Annotated in this window: 20 protein-coding genes and 2 pseudogenes; 9 read left to right on the top strand and 13 right to left on the bottom strand. The window is 58.1% G+C overall.

Annotated features, from left to right (window positions below; all coding sequences use genetic code 11):
* Nucleotides 1-10 precede the first annotated feature (10 nt).
* The 6 genes from benB to C4K38_RS21305 form a co-directional block, all read right to left on the bottom strand.
* Complete coding sequence (benB, locus tag C4K38_RS21280; RefSeq protein WP_053280068.1) at nt 11-499, bottom strand: benzoate 1,2-dioxygenase small subunit; 489 nt, start codon at nt 497-499, stop codon at nt 11-13.
* On the bottom strand, nt 499-1,860 hold the full coding sequence (gene benA, locus C4K38_RS21285) for a benzoate 1,2-dioxygenase large subunit (protein ID WP_053280069.1): 1,362 nt from the start codon (nt 1,858-1,860) through the stop codon (nt 499-501). The genes benB and benA overlap by 1 nt, the downstream gene beginning before the upstream one ends.
* A 421-nt stretch (nt 1,861-2,281) precedes the next feature.
* Nucleotides 2,282-3,238 (bottom strand): AraC family transcriptional regulator, encoded by a 957-nt coding sequence (locus C4K38_RS21290; RefSeq protein ID WP_053280070.1) that lies wholly within the window; start codon nt 3,236-3,238, stop codon nt 2,282-2,284.
* Between the two features lie 150 nt (nt 3,239-3,388).
* The gene (gene catA / locus C4K38_RS21295) at nt 3,389-4,318 is read right to left on the bottom strand and encodes a catechol 1,2-dioxygenase (protein WP_053280071.1); all 930 of its coding nucleotides are present in this window, start codon (nt 4,316-4,318) and stop codon (nt 3,389-3,391) included.
* Between the two features lie 51 nt (nt 4,319-4,369).
* Nucleotides 4,370-4,660: a muconolactone Delta-isomerase gene (gene catC, locus C4K38_RS21300; RefSeq protein ID WP_009044734.1), complete on the bottom strand. Its 291-nt coding sequence runs from the start codon at nt 4,658-4,660 to the stop codon at nt 4,370-4,372.
* A 31-nt stretch (nt 4,661-4,691) separates the two neighbouring features.
* Nucleotides 4,692-5,819 (bottom strand): muconate cycloisomerase family protein, encoded by a 1,128-nt coding sequence (locus C4K38_RS21305; protein ID WP_164487045.1) that lies wholly within the window; start codon nt 5,817-5,819, stop codon nt 4,692-4,694.
* Between the two features lie 125 nt (nt 5,820-5,944).
* Here C4K38_RS21305 and C4K38_RS21310 point away from each other — a divergent pair, with 125 nt between their 5' ends.
* Together C4K38_RS21310 and C4K38_RS21315 are read left to right on the top strand one after the other, a co-directional pair.
* Complete coding sequence (locus C4K38_RS21310) at nt 5,945-6,838, top strand: LysR family transcriptional regulator (protein ID WP_053280073.1); 894 nt, start codon at nt 5,945-5,947, stop codon at nt 6,836-6,838.
* A 167-nt stretch (nt 6,839-7,005) separates the two neighbouring features.
* Nucleotides 7,006-8,268: an OprD family porin gene (locus C4K38_RS21315; protein ID WP_053280074.1), complete on the top strand. Its 1,263-nt coding sequence runs from the start codon at nt 7,006-7,008 to the stop codon at nt 8,266-8,268.
* A 53-nt stretch (nt 8,269-8,321) separates the two neighbouring features.
* On the opposite strand, the gene C4K38_RS21320 is transcribed toward C4K38_RS21315, so the two are convergent.
* Nucleotides 8,322-8,738, bottom strand: coding sequence for a T6SS amidase immunity protein Tai4 family protein (locus C4K38_RS21320; protein ID WP_053280075.1), 417 nt, complete (start codon nt 8,736-8,738; stop codon nt 8,322-8,324).
* A gap of 170 nt (nt 8,739-8,908) precedes the next feature.
* Between C4K38_RS21320 and C4K38_RS21325 the strand changes: the two are divergent.
* Nucleotides 8,909-8,995 (top strand): annotated as a pseudogene (locus C4K38_RS21325) (PH domain-containing protein); the annotation flags it as partial.
* A gap of 12 nt (nt 8,996-9,007) precedes the next feature.
* On the opposite strand, the gene C4K38_RS21330 reads toward C4K38_RS21325, so the two are convergent.
* Complete coding sequence (locus C4K38_RS21330) at nt 9,008-9,892, bottom strand: LysR family transcriptional regulator (protein WP_053280076.1); 885 nt, start codon at nt 9,890-9,892, stop codon at nt 9,008-9,010.
* A 112-nt stretch (nt 9,893-10,004) separates the two neighbouring features.
* On the opposite strand from C4K38_RS21330, the gene argC reads away from it, so the two are divergent.
* Nucleotides 10,005-10,931 (top strand): N-acetyl-gamma-glutamyl-phosphate reductase, encoded by a 927-nt coding sequence (gene argC / locus C4K38_RS21335; protein WP_053280077.1) that lies wholly within the window; start codon nt 10,005-10,007, stop codon nt 10,929-10,931.
* A gap of 189 nt (nt 10,932-11,120) precedes the next feature.
* On the opposite strand, the gene C4K38_RS21340 is transcribed toward argC, so the two are convergent.
* Nucleotides 11,121-11,474: a BON domain-containing protein gene (locus C4K38_RS21340; protein WP_053280078.1), complete on the bottom strand. Its 354-nt coding sequence runs from the start codon at nt 11,472-11,474 to the stop codon at nt 11,121-11,123.
* 373 nt (nt 11,475-11,847) lie between these two features.
* On the opposite strand from C4K38_RS21340, the gene C4K38_RS21345 reads away from it, so the two are divergent.
* From C4K38_RS21345 to C4K38_RS21365, 5 genes and pseudogenes are all read left to right on the top strand, one after another.
* A complete protein-coding gene (locus tag C4K38_RS21345; RefSeq protein WP_081001559.1) occupies nt 11,848-12,855 on the top strand; it encodes a S1 family peptidase in 1,008 nt (335 codons plus the stop codon).
* A 170-nt stretch (nt 12,856-13,025) separates the two neighbouring features.
* Complete coding sequence (locus C4K38_RS21350; RefSeq protein ID WP_124345310.1) at nt 13,026-13,568, top strand: hypothetical protein; 543 nt, start codon at nt 13,026-13,028, stop codon at nt 13,566-13,568.
* A gap of 284 nt (nt 13,569-13,852) precedes the next feature.
* On the top strand, nt 13,853-14,365 hold the full coding sequence (locus C4K38_RS21355; protein WP_124345311.1) for a hypothetical protein: 513 nt from the start codon (nt 13,853-13,855) through the stop codon (nt 14,363-14,365).
* A gap of 185 nt (nt 14,366-14,550) precedes the next feature.
* Nucleotides 14,551-15,309, top strand: a complete 759-nt coding sequence (locus tag C4K38_RS21360; RefSeq protein WP_053280079.1) for a GNAT family N-acetyltransferase — start codon at nt 14,551-14,553, stop codon at nt 15,307-15,309.
* 45 nt (nt 15,310-15,354) lie between these two features.
* A pseudogene (locus C4K38_RS21365) lies at nt 15,355-15,613 on the top strand (LysE family translocator); the annotation flags it as partial.
* 143 nt (nt 15,614-15,756) lie between these two features.
* On the opposite strand, the gene C4K38_RS21370 reads toward C4K38_RS21365, so the two are convergent.
* From C4K38_RS21370 to C4K38_RS21385, 4 genes are all read right to left on the bottom strand, one after another.
* Complete coding sequence (locus C4K38_RS21370; RefSeq protein ID WP_053280080.1) at nt 15,757-16,035, bottom strand: DUF3077 domain-containing protein; 279 nt, start codon at nt 16,033-16,035, stop codon at nt 15,757-15,759.
* Nucleotides 16,036-16,546: 511 nt separating this feature from the next.
* Nucleotides 16,547-16,807: a PAAR domain-containing protein gene (locus tag C4K38_RS21375; protein WP_023964134.1), complete on the bottom strand. Its 261-nt coding sequence runs from the start codon at nt 16,805-16,807 to the stop codon at nt 16,547-16,549.
* A gap of 72 nt (nt 16,808-16,879) precedes the next feature.
* Nucleotides 16,880-17,908 carry a T6SS immunity protein Tli4 family protein gene (locus C4K38_RS32380; RefSeq protein ID WP_231103268.1) on the bottom strand — a complete coding sequence of 343 codons (1,029 nt, stop codon included), beginning with the start codon at nt 17,906-17,908 and terminating at the stop codon, nt 16,880-16,882.
* Nucleotides 17,909-18,175: 267 nt separating this feature from the next.
* Nucleotides 18,176-19,315, bottom strand: coding sequence for a T6SS immunity protein Tli4 family protein (locus C4K38_RS21385; protein WP_053280081.1), 1,140 nt, complete (start codon nt 19,313-19,315; stop codon nt 18,176-18,178).
* Nucleotides 19,316-19,340 lie beyond the last annotated feature (25 nt).

The following is a 19,340-nucleotide window of genomic DNA, read 5'->3' on the forward strand; positions in this document are numbered from 1 at the left end:
GGCAGTCGCCTCAGAGGTGGTAGACATCGACGACCTGACGAACGTAATCGTTCTTCAGGATGACTTTCTTGGCCAGGATCAGCGGGTTCTCGCCCCGCACGTCGAGGGTGTAGAAGCTGGTGCCGAAGTAGCTGTCGACGGTCTTGTAGCGAAAGCTCAGGGTGTGCCAGTTGAAGCGCACCTTGCACAGGCCGTCGGCCTGCTCCAGCACCTCGATGTTGCTCAGGTTGTGCGAGGTGCGGGTGTCGGGAATGCTCGCGCTGGAGCGCTCGGTCTTGATCCGGAACACCCGGTCTTCCAGGCCGCAGCGGCTGCCGTACCAGATCAGCGAGATTTCCCGCTGCGGGTCTTCGGTGAGCTCGTCGTTGTCGTCCCAGGACGGCATCCAGAAGGTCGCGTCGGCGGCGTAGAGCTCCAGCCAGCTGTCCCAGTCCTTGTCGTCCAGGTAGCGCGCTTCGCGGTAGAGAAAGTCGCGCACGGTGTCATGGGAAATGCTCATCACACAGCCTCCACGGCAATGGTTCGCGCGGCTTGGGCGGCAAGCGCCTCGAGCATGGTTTGCTGCCAGTACCTGTGCTGCATCACAAACAGGCCTTCGTCTTCGGTGCGCACGCCGCTGAGGATCGGTTGCAGGTCGATTTCTTTGGCCGCGTCGTCCGCGCCCTCGACCCAGTGTTCGGCGCCGCGGGACATGTCGTTCCAGGCATTGCCGCTGCCCTGGTAGCCCATCTGGCAGGAACGGAATTCCTCCAGGTCGTCCGGGGTGGCCATGCCGCTGACGTTGAAGAAGTCCTCGTACTGGCGGATGCGCATGGCCCGGGCTTCGTCGCTTTCGCCCTTGGGCGCGATGCAGTAGATGGTGATCTCGGTACGGTCCACCGAGATCGGCCGGGCGATGCGGATCTGCGAGCTGAACTGGTCCATCAGGTAGACGTTGGGGTACAGGCACAGGTTGCGCGAGTTCTCGATCATCCAGTCGGCGCGGGCTTGGCCGAAGTCACGGGCCAGCTCGTCGCGACGCTCGTAGAGCGGACGGTCCTCGGGGTTGGACCAGCGGGTCCAGAGCAACATGTGACCCTTGTCGAAGGAGTAGAAACCACCGCCCTGCTTGGCCCAGCTGCCGGCGCTCATGGTCTTGATTTCTTCGCCGGCTTCGCGCTGCTTGCGCTGGCTCTGGGTGGCGGCGTAGTTCCAGTGCACCGAGCTGACGTGGTAGCCGTCGGCGCCGTTTTCCGCGGTGAGTTTCCAGTTGCCTTCGTAGATGTAGCTCGAGGAACCGCGCAGCACTTCCAGGCCGTCGGCGGACTGGTCGACGATCATGTCGATGATCTTCGCCGACTCACCCAGGTGCTCCACCAGGGGCAGCACGTCGGGGTTGAGGCTGCCGAACAGGAAGCCGCGATAGGACTCGAAGCGCGCGACCTTGGTCAGGTCATGGGAGCCTTCGCAATTGAAGCTCGACGGATAACCCGCGGCGGCCGGGTCCTTGACCTTGAGCAGCTTGCCGGAGTTGTTGAAGGTCCAGCCGTGGAACGGGCAGGTGTAGGACGACTTGTTGCCAGTCTTGTGCCGGCAGAGCATGGCGCCACGATGGCTGCAGGCGTTGAGGAAGGCGTTGAGTTCACCGTCCTTGTTGCGCGCGATGAAGACCGACTGCCGGCCCATGGTGGTGGTGTAGTAGTCGTTGGTGTTGGGGATCTGGCTCTCGTGGGCTAGGTACAGCCAGTTCCCCTCGAAGATGTGCTGCATTTCCAGGTCGAACAACCGAGGGTCGGTGAACATCTCCCGCTTGCAGCGGTAGACGCCCCGGTCACGGTCTTCTTCAAGCAGTGAGTGAAGGTATTCGGGTCGCAGGGTCATGGCCGCCGCCTCCGTTGTTTTTATTCAGGCAAGGCTCATGCTAGGGCGGGGTGCGCGGGGGCAATATCCGTTGCGTGCAGACCACTATCCGTTTTCTGCAGAGTTTTGTAGGGCAAGTCCTACAGGGGGTAGCCGCCGAGGCTGCGCTCGGGTTGCAAGGAAGTCCGATGCAGTGGCCGCCACTCGGGCGTCGCATTTATCCAGAACGATCGTGGTTTCAGGTTTTACGACTGCTGCGCAGTCGATCGCAGCCTCGCGGGCTCGGCAGCGGCTACGAGGAATCGGGGATGACGTGGCGGACACGGTTTCTGTAGGAGCGGCCGGTCGACGCTCGATTGCCGGCGATGGCAGGCGACGCGGTGGGTCAGATCCGACGCTATCGCGAGCAAGCTTCGCTCCTACAGAGGCAAATACGTCAATATCATGGCCGGCGTCTGAGGGTATCGGACGGCAGTTCGCCGAATTGCTTGCGGTAGCTTTCCGAGAAGCGTCCCAGGTGCAGGAAGCCGAAGTCCATGGCCAGTTCAGTGATGTTGCGCACATTGCAGCTGGGGTCGCGCAGGCAGGCATGGATCCGCTCGAGTTTCTTCTGGCGAATGTAGCGCATGGGCGTGGTGCGGGCGTTGCGCTCGAACAGCGCATAGAGCGAACGCAGGCTCATCTGCGCCTGCTGCGCCAGCTCCTCGCAGCCGATGTCCTGCTTGAGGTTGCGCTCGATGTAATCGGCAATCGTCTCGAAGGTCGCCGACGACGACCCCAGGCCCGCGCGCCGGATGTTGGTCTTCATCAGGCTGAGCATCTTGCTCGCGACGATCTGCGCGTAATGCTCCTGCACCCGCGGGATGCATTCGGCGGCTTCGGCTTCGCGGCAGACCACGCCCAACAGGTTGATAAAGCCTTCCAGTTCATCCAGCTGGTAGCGGTTGCCCACGAAGCGCACCCCCTGCCCCGGATACAGCCAGCGCTGCTCCTGGCACACCGACTCCAGCAGGCGGGTGGGCACCTTGATGATGAATTTCTCGCAGTCGTCGGAATAGGTCAGGTCCACCGGATCGTCGGGGTTGATCAGCAGCAGCTCGCCCGGGGCGAAGTAATGTTCCTGGCGATGGCCGCGCCACAGGCAGTGGCCGCGCAGCAGCACTTGCAGGTGGTAGATGGTTTCCAGCGCCGGCGAGGTGACGCGCACGCTGCCGCCGTAGCTGAGCGAGCACAGGTCGAGGCTGGCGAACTGCCGATGATTGAGGCTGGCCTGGGGACTGCCGGCCTTGGGCAAACGGATGCAGTGGCTGCCCACATGCTGGTTGACATAGCCGGACACAGCATAGGGATCGGCCTGGGCAAATACCCTGCTGCGCTCACTCAACAGATGCGTTTCCATAAGCGGGTCACTCTCATTGTTATTATCGGGCGGTGATCGTTCGCCACCGCTGGCACATCACGCAAAACATCGACCACGGCTCACAACGGCAAAAACCACGGGATAACCTTCACGTTATCCCGTGGCCCCGGATCGGGATCTGCCGCTATGTCAGTCCTCCAGTGCTCGTACCCGCTCCAGGCGATGCTGCTCCTCGGGCTGGGCGGACGACTGCAGGGTGAAGTCGAAGTCGATCTCGGCGAAACGCCCGCTGACCCCATGCTGCGCCGCACGCTGCTGATCGTCGCTGAAGGTGATCTTGGCGATCAGCTCGTCGCGGGTGGCGTAGGCGAAATCGTCGTGCAGGTACTGATCGCCATCGAGGTTGATCTGGGTGGTCAGGTGACGGTGGTCATCGGCCGAGATGAAGAAGTGGATATGCGCCGGACGCTGGCCGTGACGGCCCAGCTGGTCGAGCAGCTGCTGGGTCGGACCGTCCGGTGGGCAGCCGTAGCCCGAAGGCACGATGCTGCGGAAACGGTAGCGGCCTTCGGCATCGGTGACGATGCGGCGACGCAGGTTGAACTCCGACTGGGCGGTATCGAAGTAGGAATAGGTACCGCCGGTGTTGGCGTGCCAGACATCGACAATGGCTCCGGCCAGCGGCTGGCCAGCGGTGTCGCGCACCTGGCCTTGCATGAACAGCACCACGCCCGGATCGCGGCCGTCGTCGAGGCGCGCCTCACCCTGGCTCAGCGGCGCACCGGCCACGTACAGCGGGCCTTCGATGGTGCGCGGGGTGCCGCCGGTCTTGCCGGCCTGCTCGTCGGCGGCGTCCATCAGCAGGTCCAGGTAGTGCTCCAGGCCCAGGCCGGCCACCAGCAGCCCGGCTTCCTGGCGCGCGCCGAGCACGTTGAGGTAGTTGACCGCCTTCCAGAATTCTTCCGGGGTCACCTCGAGGTCCTCGATGATGTTCACCGTGTCACGCAGGATGCGGTACACCAGAGCCTTGGTGCGCGGGTTGCCCTGGTCGTTGAACTGGCCGCTGACTTCTTCGAGAAATTTCTGGGCGCTGGCAGTGTGGGAAATTCGGACGTTCATGGTTATTCCTCATCTTGTATTTATTAGAGTGTGGAGCGAGCCGGCGCGGGCTCAGCGGTCATCCGCATGAATGGACGAAGGATGCCTGCACAGCGCATTCACTTCGATAGCCATGTACGGGTACAGCGGCAGTTGCATCAGCAGGTCGTGCAGTTCCTGCACGCTGTCGACGTCGAATACGCTGTAGTTGGCATACAGGCCGGCGATGCGCCACAGGTGCCGCCACTTGCCCTGCTCCTGCAGGCGCTGGGCCAGGGCCTTTTCGTCGGCCTTGAGCTGGGCGGCGCGCTCGGGGTTCATGTCGACCGGCAGGTTCACGGTCATTTTGACGTGGAACAGCATGGTGCTCTCCTCAGACGTGATGAATGGCAGTTCAGGCTTTGTCGCGGCGGAAGAACGCCAGGCGCTCCTCATCCAGGCTCAGGCCGAGGCCCGGCGCCCGGGATACGTGCAATTGGAAATCGCGGTACAGCGGCGGCTCGGCGAGGATGTCCTCGGTCAGCAGCAGCGGGCCGAACAGTTCGGTGTCCCAGCTCAAGGTATTGAGGGTGAGAAAGGCATGGGCCGACGCCAGGGTGCCGATGCCGCCTTCGAGCATGGTGCCGCCGTACAGGCCGATGCCCGCCGCCTCGGCGATCGCCGCGGTGCGCAGCACGGCGCGCGGGCCGCCGTTCTTGGCGATCTTCAGGGCGAACACCGAGGCCGCGCCTTCGCGGGCCAGGTTGAAGGCGTCTTCCACGCATTCGATGGATTCGTCGGCCATGATCGGCGCCGGGCTGATGGCGTTGAGGCGCACCATGCCGGCGCGGTTGTTGCGCGAGATCGGCTGTTCGATCAGGTCGATGCCGTTGCCGCCCAGAACCCGGCAGGCGCGCACCGCCACCGCTTCGTCCCAGGCCTGGTTGACGTCGACCCGCACGCTGGCGCGGTCGCCCAGGGCTTTCTTGATCGCGATCACGTGGGCCAGGTCCCGGTCCACCTCACCGGCGCCGATCTTCAGCTTGAAGATGCGGTGGCGGCGCAGGTCGAGCATCTTTTCCGCTTCGGCGATGTCCTTGGCGGTGTCGCCGGTGGCCAGGGTCCAGGCCACCGGCAAGGCGTCGCGCACCCGACCGCCGAGCAGCTCGCTGACCGGCAGCCCCAGGCGCTTGCCCTGGGCGTCGAGCAAGGCGCTCTCGATACCGGATTTGGCGAAGGTGTTGCCACGGATGCTGCGCTCCAGGCGCTGCATGGCGGCGTTGATATTGGCGCCATCCTGGCCGAGCAGCAGCGGCGTGAAGAAGCGGTCGATATTGGTCTTGATGCTGTCCGGGCTTTCGTTGCCGTAGGCCAGGCCACCGATGGTGGTGGCCTCGCCCAGGCCTTCGATGCCGTCGGCGCAACGCAGGCGGATCAGCACCAGGGTCTGGTTCTGCATGGTGTGCATCGCCAGCTTGTGCGGGCGGATGGTTGGCAGATCGACGATGATCGTTTCGATCGATTCAATGGCACTCGAAAGCATTTCCATACCCATCAGGTTCTTGAAGTTATGGACCCGATTCTCGTACGGCTTTTTCCGGGGTTCCAATATAGAATTGGTCTGGCTCGATACCTTGAAGGTATCCAACCTTTGCCCGCGGAGGCCTTATGGAACTGCGTCATCTGCGTTACTTCCAGGTGCTGGGCCAGACCCTCAACTTCACCAAGGCCGCCGAGCGCCTGCACATCGCCCAGCCGCCTTTGAGCCGGCAGATCCAGCAGTTGGAAGAGGAACTCGGGGTGTTGCTGCTGGAGCGCGGCCGGCCGTTGCGCCTGACCGAGGCCGGGCGGTTTTTCTATGAGCATTCCAGCGTGCTGCTGGAGCAACTGGCCAAGGTCTGCGACAACACCCGGCGCATCGGCCACGGCGAAAAGACCTGGCTCGGCATCGGCTTCGCTCCCTCGACTCTGTATGGCCTGCTGCCGGAACTGATCCGCCGCCTGCGCAGCCACGAGACCCTGGCCCTGGAGCTGGGGTTATCGGAAATGACCACCCTGCAACAGGTGGAAGCGCTCAAGGCCGGGCGCATCGACATCGGCTTCGGGCGGATCCGCATCGACGATCCGGCCATTGTGCAAAAGGTGCAGACCGAGGATCGCCTGGTGGCCGCCCTGCCCGCCGGCCATCCGCTGATCGGCCAGTCGGTGAGCCTGGCGCAGCTGGCCGACGAACCCTTCGTGCTCTACCCCGGCAACCCGCGCCCGAGCTACGCCGACCACGTGATCGCGCTGTTCAACACCCACGGCCTGAATATCCGCATCGTGCAATGGACCAACGAACTGCAGACCGCCATCGGCCTGGTGGGCGCCGGCATCGGCATCACCCTGGTGCCGGCCTCGGTGCAATTGCTGCATCGCGACGACATCGGCTTCAGCCCGCTGCTGGAAGCCAACGCCACCTCGCCGATCATCATCAGCCGGCGGGTCGGCGATGTGTCCGCAGGGCTCAGCCACTGCCTGCGGATGATCGACGAACTGCGCGCCGAGCATCCCGACGCCTGACTCCTCGCGCGTAGCCGACTCTCGGTTGCGCCCACCTCCCCTTGCCGCAAAAAAGCACGCCTGCAGAAAAGGGATACAGGTCTGCAGGCAACGGATAGTGACCGCCCCACACCCGCCCCTAGCCTGCGCGCAGTGAACTGCTTTCCATAACAATAAGAGTAAAAGCAATGAAACCTGCAAAGACCCTTGCCGTGCTGGGCGCCAGCGCGCTGTGCCTGAGCGCGCCCCAGCCGCTGCTGGCCGAAGAAGGCGGTTTTATCAAGGACGCCACCGCCACCCTCCAGGCCCGCAACTACTTCTTCAGCCGCGACTATTCGGATATCCGCGGCACCGAGCAGTCCATGGCCCAGGAATGGGCCCAGGGTTTTATCCTCAACTTCAAGTCCGGCTACACCCCCGGCACCCTCGGCGTGGGCCTGGATGCCATCGGCACCCTGGGGCTCAAGCTCGACAGTGGCAAAGGCCGGGTCAACAGCGGTTTGCTGCCGGTCCAGGAAGACGGCGAAGCCGCTGACGACTACAGCCGCCTCGGCCTGGCGCTGAAACTGCGCCTGGCGAAAAGCGAACTGCGCATCGGCGAGCTGCAACCCAACCTGCCGGTACTGAGCTTCAGCGATATCCGCCTGCTGCCGCCGTCCTACCAGGGTGCGAGCATCGTCTCCAACGACATCGACGGCCTGACCCTGCAAGGCGGCCGCCTGCGCTCCACCAGCCTGCGCAACGAATCCGGCGACGGCAAACTGCAAGCCATGCTCGGCCATGTGCCGAAACGCGCAGTCAGCAGCGACGCCTTCAACTACGCCGGCGCCGACTACGCCTTCAACGACAAGCGCACCAGCCTCAGCGCCTGGTACGGCCAGCTGGAAGACATCTACCACCAGCGTTTCCTCGGCCTGAAACACAGCCAGCCAATGGGCGACTGGACACTCGGCGCCAACCTCGGCTACTACGACAGCGAAGAGGACGGCAAACAGCTGCTCGGCGCCATCGACAACCAGGCCTTCTTCTCCCTGCTGTCAGCCAAACGCGGCGGCCATACCTTTTACGTCGGCTACCAGGGCATGTTCGGCGACAGCGCCTTCCCCCGGGTCTTCGCCAACATCACCCCGCTGGGCAACGAAGTACCCACCTACGAGTTCGCCTACACCGACGAACGCTCCTGGCAACTGCGCTACGACTACGACTTCGCCGCCAGCGGCCTGCCCGGCCTGACCACCACCCTGCGCTACATCCGCGGCGACAACGTCGACACCGGCAAGGGCTTTGAGGGCAAGGACTGGGAACGCGACCTGGATATCGGTTACGTGGTCCAGTCCGGGCCGCTGGGCGGGTTGGGGATCAAGGTGCGTAACGTGGTGGCGAGGTCGAACTATCGGACCGATATCAATGAGAATCGGTTGTTGCTGAGTTATAGCTGGAAGTTGTTTTAAGGCAGGGCGGCGAGCGCGATATTGGATATCGCGCTCGGCCAGCTCTTTACCCATCATTGTGTAATGTATGGGTCCTGCGTCTTGATAAAATCGTCGAACGCCTTGGAGTTATAGATATCGAGACAGGCATAAAACACGACTTTCTTATCCGTATATTTGCTACTGGCCTGAGTTTTCTCATACATGGAAAATACAAAATCCGTCGTCGCGTCATAAGGATTATGCAGAGTCTCCAACGTATCTTCATTCTGAAGAATGCTGTGCATACCATTTCCCATGAAGGAATAGGCGCCAATAGCCGACTCGATATCGCTCTTCACATCGGACTCATCTTTAAACTGATTAACGATGCAATAGCCAAGACCATAATTCTTCAACGACTGCCGGGCCGCTGCAACATCAACCCCAGCGTAAGCGACGCTACCCATATTGCCTGCGGTCAAAAGCAATATCGCTAGAATCCGTTTCATCCTTTTATTTCCCAGTAATTAGTCTTCACCAGTGATGCCGCATGAAAATAAAATCATGTGCAATCCAAAGTAGTAGCCGCCTAATGAATTATTAATTCCGGCTAAAAATCAATCAGAACAATCCGAAGACCGTCAGAGACATTGCCATAACTGGTATCTGCTATCAGTAAGCTCTTGGTATGGTGAAATTCGAATTCACCGGCAAGACCTCGATGGTGGAAATCTCCAAGTACATCTCCAAACATCTGCTGGGCTAAAACACTCCGTCGTCAATCGGCGCTCAGCCCCCACAACACCTCCAGCACATGCTGGGTCGAGCGCTCCACCTCCCCGTCCCGATGGGCAATGCCCAGCTGTCGCCACAGCGGCGGCTGCAACGGGCGCATGGCGATCCGTGTGTCGGGCAGCGGCGTGGCGGCTTCATGGGGCAGCAAGGTGGCGCCATAACCGGCGGCCACCAGGCTCTTGATCGCGTCGTTGTAGTTGAGCTGGATGCGCGCCGTGGGCTGCTGTCCACCCAGGGCGAACCACTCCGAGGTCAGGCGCGACAGCCGAGTGCTGTGATCGTTGAGGATCAGGGGCTGGACGGCCAGCCACTGCGGGGTCACCGGGTCGGGGGATTGCCAGCGGGCCGGCAGGAAGGCCATGACCGGGTCCTTGCGCCAGGGCTCGATGCGCAAACCCTTGACCGGGGTTTGCGGCAAGGCCACCAGGCCGATGTCCAGCGAACCTTCGGCGAGCTTCTTCAAGCTCTCCTGGGAGGTCAGCACCGCCACCTGCAGGTCGATGCCCGGGTGCCGCTGGCCAAGGGTTTCCAAGGCCTGGGGCAGCAACTGGGCAATAGCGCCGGTGGACGCCCCCAGGCGCACCCGGCCGGCCAGGCCCAGGACCTGACGCTGCACATCCTCCAGCGCCTGCTCGGCATCGGCCAACAAGCGCCGCGCGCGCTCTACCAAGGTTTCGCCAATGGCCGTGGGCTGCACCCGACCGCGGGTGCGCGACAACAGCGAACCACCGACCCGCGCCTCCAGGTCGGCGATATGCAGGCTGACCGTAGGCGGCGCCAGGTTCAGCGCGCGGGCCGCTTCGGCAAAGGAACCGAGGTCGACAATCGCCACCAGGGTACGCAACCGGTCGAGGCTGATTTCGCGCATGGGTCGCTCCAAATTCAGAAAAACTGAAGCTTAGCGTTATTAAATTCAACTTTCTCTATTTCAGCTTCAGCCGGAAGATTTGCCCAACTTTTCCGGCTTGCGAGCACACAGCATGAGCACACCCCTCGTATTTATCGACGGCGACCAGGGCACCACCGGGTTGCAGATCCACCAGCGCCTGCGCGGCCGCAGCGACCTGCACCTGCTGACCCTCGCCGCCGACCAGCGCAAAGACCCGCAACGCCGCGCCGAAGCCATCAACGCCTGCGACATCACCCTGCTCTGCCTGCCCGACGATGCCGCCCGCGACGCCGTCGCCAGCATCCGCAACCCGGCAGTGCGGGTGATCGACGCCAGCTCGGCGCACCGCACCCACCCCCACTGGACCTACGGCTTCGCGCAAATGCACCCGCAACAGGCGCAACGCATCGCCAACGCCAAACGGGTGAGCAACCCCGGCTGCTACCCCACCGGCGCCATCGGCCTGCTGCGCCCCTTGCTGCAAGCCGGGCTGCTGCCGCAGGACTACCCGATCAGCATCAACGCCATCTCCGGCTACTCCGGCGGCGGCCGCGCCGCGGTCGAAGCACACGAAGGGCCGAATGCGTCCAAAGCCGCCCCTTTCCAGATCTACGGCCTGGGCCTGGCTCACAAACATGTGCCGGAGATCCAGCAACACAGCGGCCTGAGCGAACGCCCTCTGTTCGTCCCCGCCTACGGTGCCTTTCGCCAGGGCATCGTGCTGACCATTCCCCTGCAATTGCGCCTGCTTGCCCCGGGTGTCGATGCCGCTCGTATCCATGCCTGTCTGGAGCAGCATTACGCTGGGAGCGCTTGTGTGGAGGTGATGTCGCTTCGGCACGCACAAGAACTCACGGGCCTTGATCCGCAGGCGCTGAACGATACGGACGCTATGCGTTTGATGGTGTTTGAGGGTAAGGGTCAGGTGCTGTTGGCGGCGGTGTTCGACAACCTGGGTAAAGGCGCCGCCGGGGCGGCGGTGGAGAATCTGGATTTGATGCTCGCCGCGCTGGGCTGAAAGGCTTCGTCGGGATTGCCTGGGCGTTGCAACGGGCCGGATACAGCCCGACTTCGCGCATGAGAAAAGCCCCACCGGCTGAGGTGGGGCTTTCAACGTACTGATGATCCTCCTGAGGTCCTGTCGAAAGGGCTATCGAACACAGCGCCGCCCAGGTTTCCCGGCGCGACACTCAAGCGATCGCCTTGGTCATTTATCGTCCCTCTTCGTCGAAGACGACTGCGAAGGATATTCGCTGCTCTCTTCGGCGTTGGGCGCTTCAGGCAGGCTGCCCGGCGTAAACATATGGGTCTGCAAGTCGCTGGCCTCGATGTCGACGACGCCATGCACCGCACGGGTCAGGCTGACGGCCTGCTCACACTGCTTATGGGTGATGAGCCGGCCACTCAGGGTGACCATGCCCGCATGGGTTTTGACATTGATATGCAGGCCGCGGGTCGGTTCGGCAAAGGCCAGGGCCGACTTCACCTTGGTGGTGACCCATGCATCGTGAACGACCATTTCCAGGCCATGGGAGTAATGCTGGAAGGAATGAAGTTTCATGGCGGGCCCCTCTCGCGTAATCAGTTGGGCGTCCCGTCCCATTGGTTGGACTGCCCTCTGCCTGGCGGGTGAGCGTGGTGGGTAGTGGATGGGCGTGGTGGCACTCGCCGGGCAAATGGGGGTGTTTATTAATTATAGTTCGGGGGTTGGGGGGGCTTGGGGGGATGGGACTCTGGTCGTCCGATGGCTCTTTTGTGAATGGTGGTTTTCGGCCACTTTCTGCCCTTTCTGATAGGGAGCAATTAGCGGAAAGTCACCTATCAATTCCGTTATATTTTCCTTCATATTCCGAATCAACTCCCAATTTTTGCGTACACAATGTTGACACTCGTCTTTCATCACGCCATTTCCTTCAAATTAGACAGGTAGCCCAATGAAGCCTGAAATCCGCCAACGCTATTCGCGACTTCAACCGCTCTCTGTACAGGAGCGAACAGAATTGGCTATGCAGGCGTTCAGCTTTTTCTCACCTGTAGCGTACTCATCGAATTTGCAGGTCCTTGGTCTGCCGAACAACACACCTGGTTCCTCCCGCCCCTTCTCCATTTATGAGTTCCTGACATTCCTTGAAAAAACCGAATTTCTAACCGAACCACTGCGGTATGTGCTGCCAGTCAGAACGCTGCTAGATGCCATGGAGCGAGAGGGACTGCTTGTAGCGATGGGCCTAAGCAGCTTTGTCATGGCACCCAAGACGTATTATGCCTTTAAAGAACTGACGAATAGAGAACGTCTGGGAATCTCTTGGCTTGCCCCCGTGCTGGGCCCAGAGTTTTTACACTCATACCATGGAGAGTTCACAGTCCACATCATTGGTGATTCGAAAGGAGACGAACGAGGCGGAACTGGGTTCATTATCTCAGATAGGCATGTACTCACCTGCGCGCATGTTCTCAAGGAAATGACCGTCCGCCCCCAACAAACCTTTCAAGGAATCGACTGTGAAATTAAAGCGTGCTATCCACACGAGTCAGTTGATGTAGGGATCATTGAACTGTCAAAACCAGTGCTCAGAAGTAGCTCGTCGATTGGCTTTCGAGACCCTGTGATCGGGGAGCGCCTATGTCTGTTGGGTTACCCTCCGGTGCCGATGTCTTGCGAAGCTCCACTCATCTTGCAAGGTGGTGAAATAGTCAATGATGGTGTGGCAGACATACGGAATCAGAAGTCATTCCTGTATTCGGCAATTGCGCGCCCTGGCAATAGCGGCGGACCGGTGATTTCCTACTCTGGGCACATTCTTGGAATTGTTACGGAGGACCGAGTCAATCCAGATCAACCCCACGCTATGTTCTATGCAGGAATTTCGACCTCGACTATCGCTAGCGCGTTAACCGAGCTTCCAATCTGTGTGGATCTACCTATTGAAACCTATGAATAATGGTGTGACGCACGGCGTAGGAATACGGTACAACTATCGCACAGCGTAGATTCAAGTTGGGCGCCAGCAATCCTAGCGATTAGAAAAGCAAACCAACTTGATGGCTTATAGTGATAACAGTGAGTTGTGGAAACGTGCCATCCAAGGCTGTAATTAAGGAATCATCAAGCATGAAGGAAATTAGACAAATCACTACACTAAAAGCACTAAATAAGATCATCAAGCTCTTTAACACTATAGAACGATCCATTGTAAGATTGTTTTATTTTTTAATGTTTTCGCTTGGCGCGACAATTTTTTTTGGGGCAATGAACCATTACCTGCAGCGCAAAGATTATTTATATCTTGGCGGTCTATGTTTTCCGGTGCTGGCTATTTTGTTTGGATTCACGTCATTGCTATATAACCGATCAAGGGCATTACAGCCTGGGGCTGCTCAGCGGAGGTCATTATATGCGGCAGAAAGGGGGCTCCAGGCTACTCTCCTGTTTATGGTGGGCATAGCATCAGGCGCCATAATTGCGACAATTACTGAATTTTTAAAAATTGATACTTCAAACACACCAGAAGTGCCTAAAACATTGTTAGTGTATTTTGCCCCTATAATGCTGACACTGTATTCATTTAGCGCCTTTTTCTTTGCTCTTCGAGCAGTTTCGCACCGGACTGTAAGGTTGGTTAATATTCGTACACTAGCAAGGATGGTTCGGTGATTTAGTTGTGATGAATAGGATGCCAAAGGTGATTCGGTTTAGGCTCGCAGATGAATTCCGGAAAGCCTGCTGATTTCCAATATGAACTTTACTGAAAGACCATTTTTAACCAGAAGAGCAAATTAGATTGTGCAGATGAAAGCAATATCGGCTCAGGGGCGTCAGTTATGATTCTGTCGTATTGGTGTTCAGATCACCAAAAACCAAATGCATAGCTTTTAATGGGCAACCTAGATGCAGAGTCAAAAAACTCCGAAAAACTCGTATATTACTATGGTGTAGAAATGGATCTCGATGAAATCGCAGTAAATTACTACCATGATTCTTTGGAGCTAGCGCAGAAAGCATTGATATCGGGGATAACAGTTTCTGGAGTCGCTTACCTTGTAGCTATATCAGGGGAGAATAAGCCTCCTTACATGATTCCATTTTTTGAAGTTGAAATAAACTCATTAAGACTCTTCTCTATATCCTTGTTAATCCTTTATTTCGCCTGTGGCATGCTTTGCTTGTATGGGGTGCAGAAATCTATCGACAACTGGAAGCTTGTTTCAAGAGAAGAGCTGTCGCTTAGATTGCTTCATGTACCAAATATACTGTTAGTGGGAACCATTTCTAGAGCCTGTCTTTATGGAGGACTTTTCATGGTTGGGGCCAGCCTATCGTCACAAATTCTGGAAATTGAAGGGTGGAAAAACTCTTTGGTTGGCAGCTTGTTGGCCTCTCCATATTTTGTGGCGTTCCGATGCTCGTCGGATCTTAAAGACAATGCCAAGAATAAATCTCGGGCTACCTAACAGGGTATGCAAGGTATTCTCTGTGCCCATCAGGAAGTCCGCATACCACGCTCGCTTAGAGAATACCGGCTTGGAGTTAAAGCGCCCCACCCACCAGGCTGCGGTGAAATCAAGCGAGGTTCCAGCAAGCCTAACGACTGTCAACATTAAGTCTTAGAGGTTAAGACTTACTAAAAGGATTAAGCATGACTGTGATAGGACGTATTCGCGCAGCAGTGAAGACTGATCTGCCATTCATTCATGACTGGCTAGTGCTTGAAGCTCGAGATGGGCAGGGTTTTATCCACAATTGGCACTTGATCGAAAAGGCGTTGGACGAGGGAGAGATGACGGTTTTCACTGATGTAGGGGGATCTGTTGGCTTTCTAACATACGGGATCTCACCCAGCTCCATTCTGCAGGTAAGAAGCGACCTTCAAGGACAAGGCATTGGGCGAGCGCTTGTGGAAGATGCCATACGCAGAGAGGAGGCACTGAACAATGCCGTTCTTGTAGTCCAATGTGAACCAAAAAGCTCTGTGGAGTTCTGGGCAAGCATGGGCTTCGAGGTGCACAGAAATATTGGGTACTCGGATCACCAAGACAACGCCTACATGCAGCGGCTTTCCAAGATACGCCACGAAAATGTTAGGGGAGATGACTTGGAGATGATTTCAATACGTGTTTATCCCAATAGCATCCTATACAACGATTCGGGCAAGGGGATGCCTGATCGCGTGTACTACACAATGGCTAGGTTGAATGCCGACAATCGAACGTTAGAGTTAGCTCGTCGAGTTTCTGTGGCTAACGAGCCAATGCTTCAAGATCCAGTAGTTGAGATTTGTTGGTACGGGCAAATCTTCATTGGCAAAGCTAAGCACTCAGAAGCGACGACCATCGGCCTCAAGCTCACTCCAAACCACTATGGTTGGTATCTGGATGTCATCAACCTTCCAGATTGAGGTCGTGCCAATATTGGGTCAAAAGCAACCGTCTGACGCCCCGTCCGTGATGAATTCAAGCTGAGCTTCAGCAATCCGAAAGCCATCCTGATCTTCACCGCCTTCCTGCCGCAGTTCGTCGCCCCTTCGGCGCCGGTGCCCGCCCAGTTCCTGGTTCTGGAGTGGATCGCCATCAGCGCCTACGCTTAGCCGCGGGTTCGCCGAGCCCCGGGGCAAGAAGATCTTCAACCGCTGCTGCGCGGTGCTGTTGTCGGGTGCTGCTTCGGTGCTGTTGCTGGCGCGGCGGGCCGGAGCCGGTCGGTAAGCATCGCCAGGACGATGTACGCTCGGTAGTCAAGGGCTGTTTGTGGCCGAAAGCAGCCCTCTATACAATAAAACGCCACTTATCACCCACGATAAGCGGCGTTTTTCTTGGTTCACGTAAAAGAGCCTCAAATCAAAACCAACTCACCGCCCTTCCCCACCCTCTAACCCCAGACAAACATCATCAATCACCGCCTTCCCCATCTCCGCCAGAAAGTGGGAAGCCCAGGCGTAGCGCTCGCCCTGCTCTTCCATGGCGGCATCCAGGGCGAGTTTCTTGGCGTAGTACAGCAGAGTCGAGGCGTGCTCCAGGGCTTGCTGCAAGGGGACGTCGGCGTTGACGCGGAACAGGGTTTGTTCAGGGTCGGCGCAATTGCCGAAAGTGACGAAACCCAGGGTTTTGATGGGGGTTAGCGTGCTCATAAGGTACCTCCTGCGATAGCCAGGAAGCGGGTGTTATTGAGCGGATGAAGGCGAAGCGAAAGACAGCAAAATACAGACAGATTACGGGCGTACATGGTTGAACCTCCCATATCAAAAAGAGAGCTGCCATGTTCGTTATCAGGCGAAAGGGTGGCAGCTGTGCGTAGGCTGATAAACCGGAGATACAGGAATCCGGCAGACCCGAAGGTCTCCCACGCACAGCCGCCATTACACGAAAAGACGGACACAAAAATGCGCCTGCAATTGTGGTGACGGGCGCTTGTGCGCCTGCATCTTACCGGGTTATCAGACCCGATCGCTGATTTTGCAGCGACAGGGACAGACTAGGTTTTTGAGTGGTAGCGAACAACCTTAAAACCGTCGCTGTTTATGTCCATCTCTCAAGCAGCAGGTCCCCACTTACGCCACCCGAAACGTCAGCAATCTGTACCCACCGAACGATCACTACGCCCTCCCCTCGGGCAAACAAAAAACACCACCCTCTACCTGACTAACTCTCAGCGTCTCCTTTCGGACCGCTGGCGATCAGGCTGGCCCCACAGGCGGTTTTCATTCCATGCAGCGCCACCGGAACACCGCCAACATCCAGCAGTGCGCTGCCCTCGGAAATAGGAAACACGCCTTTACATAAAGGGCATGTGACCTTGTGCCCGACGCCGGCCATGGGTTTGCCGTTCAGGTCGGTTTGGTTGAACGCTTCAATCACAGTGCCGCCGTGGCTGGTGGAATCGCCGAGTCGAATGATGTCCATGTCTGTTCCTTTTCCGTTGTACTACAAACACTTCTCCCTCTTTGGGCGTTGAGCCTCCCGAAGGATAAGTATTCAGGAATTTCCTGTATTACCGTCACGCAAAGACACCGGACGCAGGCGCACGGAGTCAATGATGGTGTCCCATAACTCCAGCGCCTCTCTGTCTGACTTGAATGGCGGCGCCGGCAGCTTGCCGCTGCTGTCGGGGCTACGTTCGAGTACGCCAAGCGCGGCTGAGATGTTTGGTTCGGTGATCGAGCCATCTTTACCCTGGGCTTCCCAGGCGAACGTATAGATGCGCTGGCCCTTGTCAGTACTGGCCAACAGGTATTCATCGGCTGGAACCTCGCCGCCACGTTCTCTTTTGCGCAGGGTCTCGATCCCTAACACCATCTTGGCGGCACCTGCCAGGAAACCACTCACCCGATCCAGCAGGCGATCTCCTTCGGCTCCGGTGCTGGAGGTGAACTCGAAATGAGCCCCAGGATACTCAGGAAAAGTTACGCCAATATCGAACCGCTCTCCTTGAAAGCTGTTACCCGCGATATAGGCTCGCTCAATACAAAAGCCAGGCTCTGAAGGAATTTCATTGGCTTCGCGAGAACGTAGGCTGTGGGCTAGAGAAGTGGCACTTTCAATGCCCTGCGGTTCACGATCCGTCGATACGCCTCCCATCCACCGGTAAGCACGCCATGTCGGTCTGGAAATAGCGTAAGCATCCAATAGATACATCGCTGTGCTGGCATTGGATTTCCAGGAAAGCAGCCCTGTCGAGTTCCCCCCAAGGTCTAGTCGGCGAAGAAACAGGCTACCTTGTTGCCTTCTATGTGGTTGTGCCTTCAGTTCTTGCTCACGCTGATCAACCCTGGCAGCCAGAGTGACTGGTGTTTCGTCGAGCGCTTCGATGTTATCGCCCCAGAGGTAGTACCCCGCTCTAACTTCCGCTTGGGGTGGTAAATCAATTAGAAATCTGCCAAAGCAATGCGTGATCCACCCGGTCTTGTCCATGGAGGGGTTCCGAGAAGAAGGAAGTAATGCGCAACTGGTTATACCGGTCAGGGCGACGATGCCCAGAACCGTGAAGAGCTGATGCATACGCATCATGAATCTTCTACCCAGCCTGTCCTCTGAGCAGACCACAAAGGGACTTTGACAATCGATGGCAAGTCTTGGCTAAACCGGTTGTTACCCCTGCGGTTCTCATCGTCTCGAATGATGTCCACACCTGTTCCTTTTCCGTTGCCCTACCAGACACTTCTCCCTCGACAGGCTTTATGCCCATCGAAGGATAAATGTCGGGTGTGAAGAGCGATGACCCAGAGAGGCAAGTGCCCTCTGCCACAACAAGTCCTGATGCCTACTAAGCTCTTACAACTCATCCATCCAGTTGTTGCTCGGCTTCAGGTCGGCCAGGAATTTCTCGATGGCGTAATCGTCATCCACCGCCTTAGTACTCCCCGCTGGGGCAGCCGGAGAGGGGCTGCCGGCGTTACTACCACGCGGAGCAGAAGACACTGGGCGCAAGCGGACGGAGTCAATGATGGTGTCCCATAACTCCAACGCTTCCCGGTCTGACTTGAATGGAGGCGCTGGCAGCTTGCCGCTGCTGTCGGAGCTACGTTCGGTTACGCCAAGCGCAGCAGATATATTTGGTTCGGTGATAGAGCCATCTTTGCCCTGGGCCTCCCAGGCGAACGTATAGATACGTTGTCCCTTGTCGGTACCAGCCAACAGGTACTCGTCAGCGGGAACCGGACCACCCCGCTCTCTTTTGCGCAGGGTCTCGATACCCGAAACAGTCCTGGCGGCACCTGCCAGGAAACCACCCACCCGATCCAGCAGGCGATCCTCTTCGGCACCGGTGCTGGACGTGAATTCGAAATGAGCACCGGGATGATCCGGGAAAGTCACACCGATATCGAAACGCTCGCTCTGGAAGTGACTGCCTGCGATATAGCCACGATCCATACAAAATCCCGGCTCGGTGGGAATTTCATTGGGTTCGCGGGAGCGAAGATCGCGTACCAGATTCTTCGCGACCTCAATGCCACGAGGCTCGCGGTCTGGCTCCATCTCAATCCTCCAGTAATAAGGCTGCCACACCGGTTCTGAAACAGCATAGGCGTACAGGTAATACGACTCGATGCTGGCATCGGAAGCCCAAGACAATATCCCGGTTGAACCTCTGCTCAGGTCATACCGGCGCACAAACATGCTTCCCTTCGCATCATGCTGCTGCCGTTTAAGCTGCTGCTCGTGCTGATCGATCCTGGATGTGAGTGCAGCGAGATCGTCCCTTAGTGGCTCAATAACCTGCCCACGCAAGTAATACCCCGCCCTGACTTCCGCTTGGGGCGGCAAATCAATCAAGAACCTGCCAAAGCAATGGGTAATCCACCCGGTCTTGTCCATGGCGGGGTCCCGAGAAGAAGGAAAGGATGTGCAACTGGTTATCCCAGTCAAGGCGACGATGCCAAGCACAGTGAAGAGCCGGTGCACGCGCATCATGAGTCTTCTAACTGCTGGAGGACTT

Source organism: Pseudomonas chlororaphis subsp. piscium, assembly GCF_003850345.1.
Classification (GTDB): Bacteria; Pseudomonadota; Gammaproteobacteria; order Pseudomonadales; family Pseudomonadaceae; genus Aquipseudomonas; species Aquipseudomonas piscium.

Excerpts from the sequence above, each read along its gene's own strand:
- benB (WP_053280068.1), bottom strand. The coding sequence starts at position 499 with ATGAGCATTTCCCATGACACCGTGCGCGACTTTCTCTACCGCGAAGCG.
- benA (WP_053280069.1), bottom strand. The coding sequence starts at position 1,860 with ATGACCCTGCGACCCGAATACCTTCACTCACTGCTTGAAGAAGACCGT.
- C4K38_RS21290 (WP_053280070.1), bottom strand. The coding sequence starts at position 3,238 with ATGGAAACGCATCTGTTGAGTGAGCGCAGCAGGGTATTTGCCCAGGCC.
- catA (WP_053280071.1), bottom strand. The coding sequence starts at position 4,318 with ATGAACGTCCGAATTTCCCACACTGCCAGCGCCCAGAAATTTCTCGAA.
- catC (WP_009044734.1), bottom strand. The coding sequence starts at position 4,660 with ATGCTGTTCCACGTCAAAATGACCGTGAACCTGCCGGTCGACATGAAC.
- C4K38_RS21305 (WP_164487045.1), bottom strand. The coding sequence starts at position 5,819 with ATGCTTTCGAGTGCCATTGAATCGATCGAAACGATCATCGTCGATCTG.
- C4K38_RS21310 (WP_053280073.1), top strand. The coding sequence starts at position 5,945 with ATGGAACTGCGTCATCTGCGTTACTTCCAGGTGCTGGGCCAGACCCTC.
- C4K38_RS21315 (WP_053280074.1), top strand. The coding sequence starts at position 7,006 with ATGAAACCTGCAAAGACCCTTGCCGTGCTGGGCGCCAGCGCGCTGTGC.
- C4K38_RS21320 (WP_053280075.1), bottom strand. The coding sequence starts at position 8,738 with ATGAAACGGATTCTAGCGATATTGCTTTTGACCGCAGGCAATATGGGT.
- C4K38_RS21330 (WP_053280076.1), bottom strand. The coding sequence starts at position 9,892 with ATGCGCGAAATCAGCCTCGACCGGTTGCGTACCCTGGTGGCGATTGTC.
- argC (WP_053280077.1), top strand. The coding sequence starts at position 10,005 with ATGAGCACACCCCTCGTATTTATCGACGGCGACCAGGGCACCACCGGG.
- C4K38_RS21340 (WP_053280078.1), bottom strand. The coding sequence starts at position 11,474 with ATGAAACTTCATTCCTTCCAGCATTACTCCCATGGCCTGGAAATGGTC.
- C4K38_RS21345 (WP_081001559.1), top strand. The coding sequence starts at position 11,848 with ATGAAGCCTGAAATCCGCCAACGCTATTCGCGACTTCAACCGCTCTCT.
- C4K38_RS21350 (WP_124345310.1), top strand. The coding sequence starts at position 13,026 with ATGAAGGAAATTAGACAAATCACTACACTAAAAGCACTAAATAAGATC.
- C4K38_RS21355 (WP_124345311.1), top strand. The coding sequence starts at position 13,853 with ATGGATCTCGATGAAATCGCAGTAAATTACTACCATGATTCTTTGGAG.
- C4K38_RS21360 (WP_053280079.1), top strand. The coding sequence starts at position 14,551 with ATGACTGTGATAGGACGTATTCGCGCAGCAGTGAAGACTGATCTGCCA.
- C4K38_RS21370 (WP_053280080.1), bottom strand. The coding sequence starts at position 16,035 with ATGAGCACGCTAACCCCCATCAAAACCCTGGGTTTCGTCACTTTCGGC.
- C4K38_RS21375 (WP_023964134.1), bottom strand. The coding sequence starts at position 16,807 with ATGGACATCATTCGACTCGGCGATTCCACCAGCCACGGCGGCACTGTG.
- C4K38_RS32380 (WP_231103268.1), bottom strand. The coding sequence starts at position 17,908 with ATGCGTATGCATCAGCTCTTCACGGTTCTGGGCATCGTCGCCCTGACC.
- C4K38_RS21385 (WP_053280081.1), bottom strand. The coding sequence starts at position 19,315 with ATGATGCGCGTGCACCGGCTCTTCACTGTGCTTGGCATCGTCGCCTTG.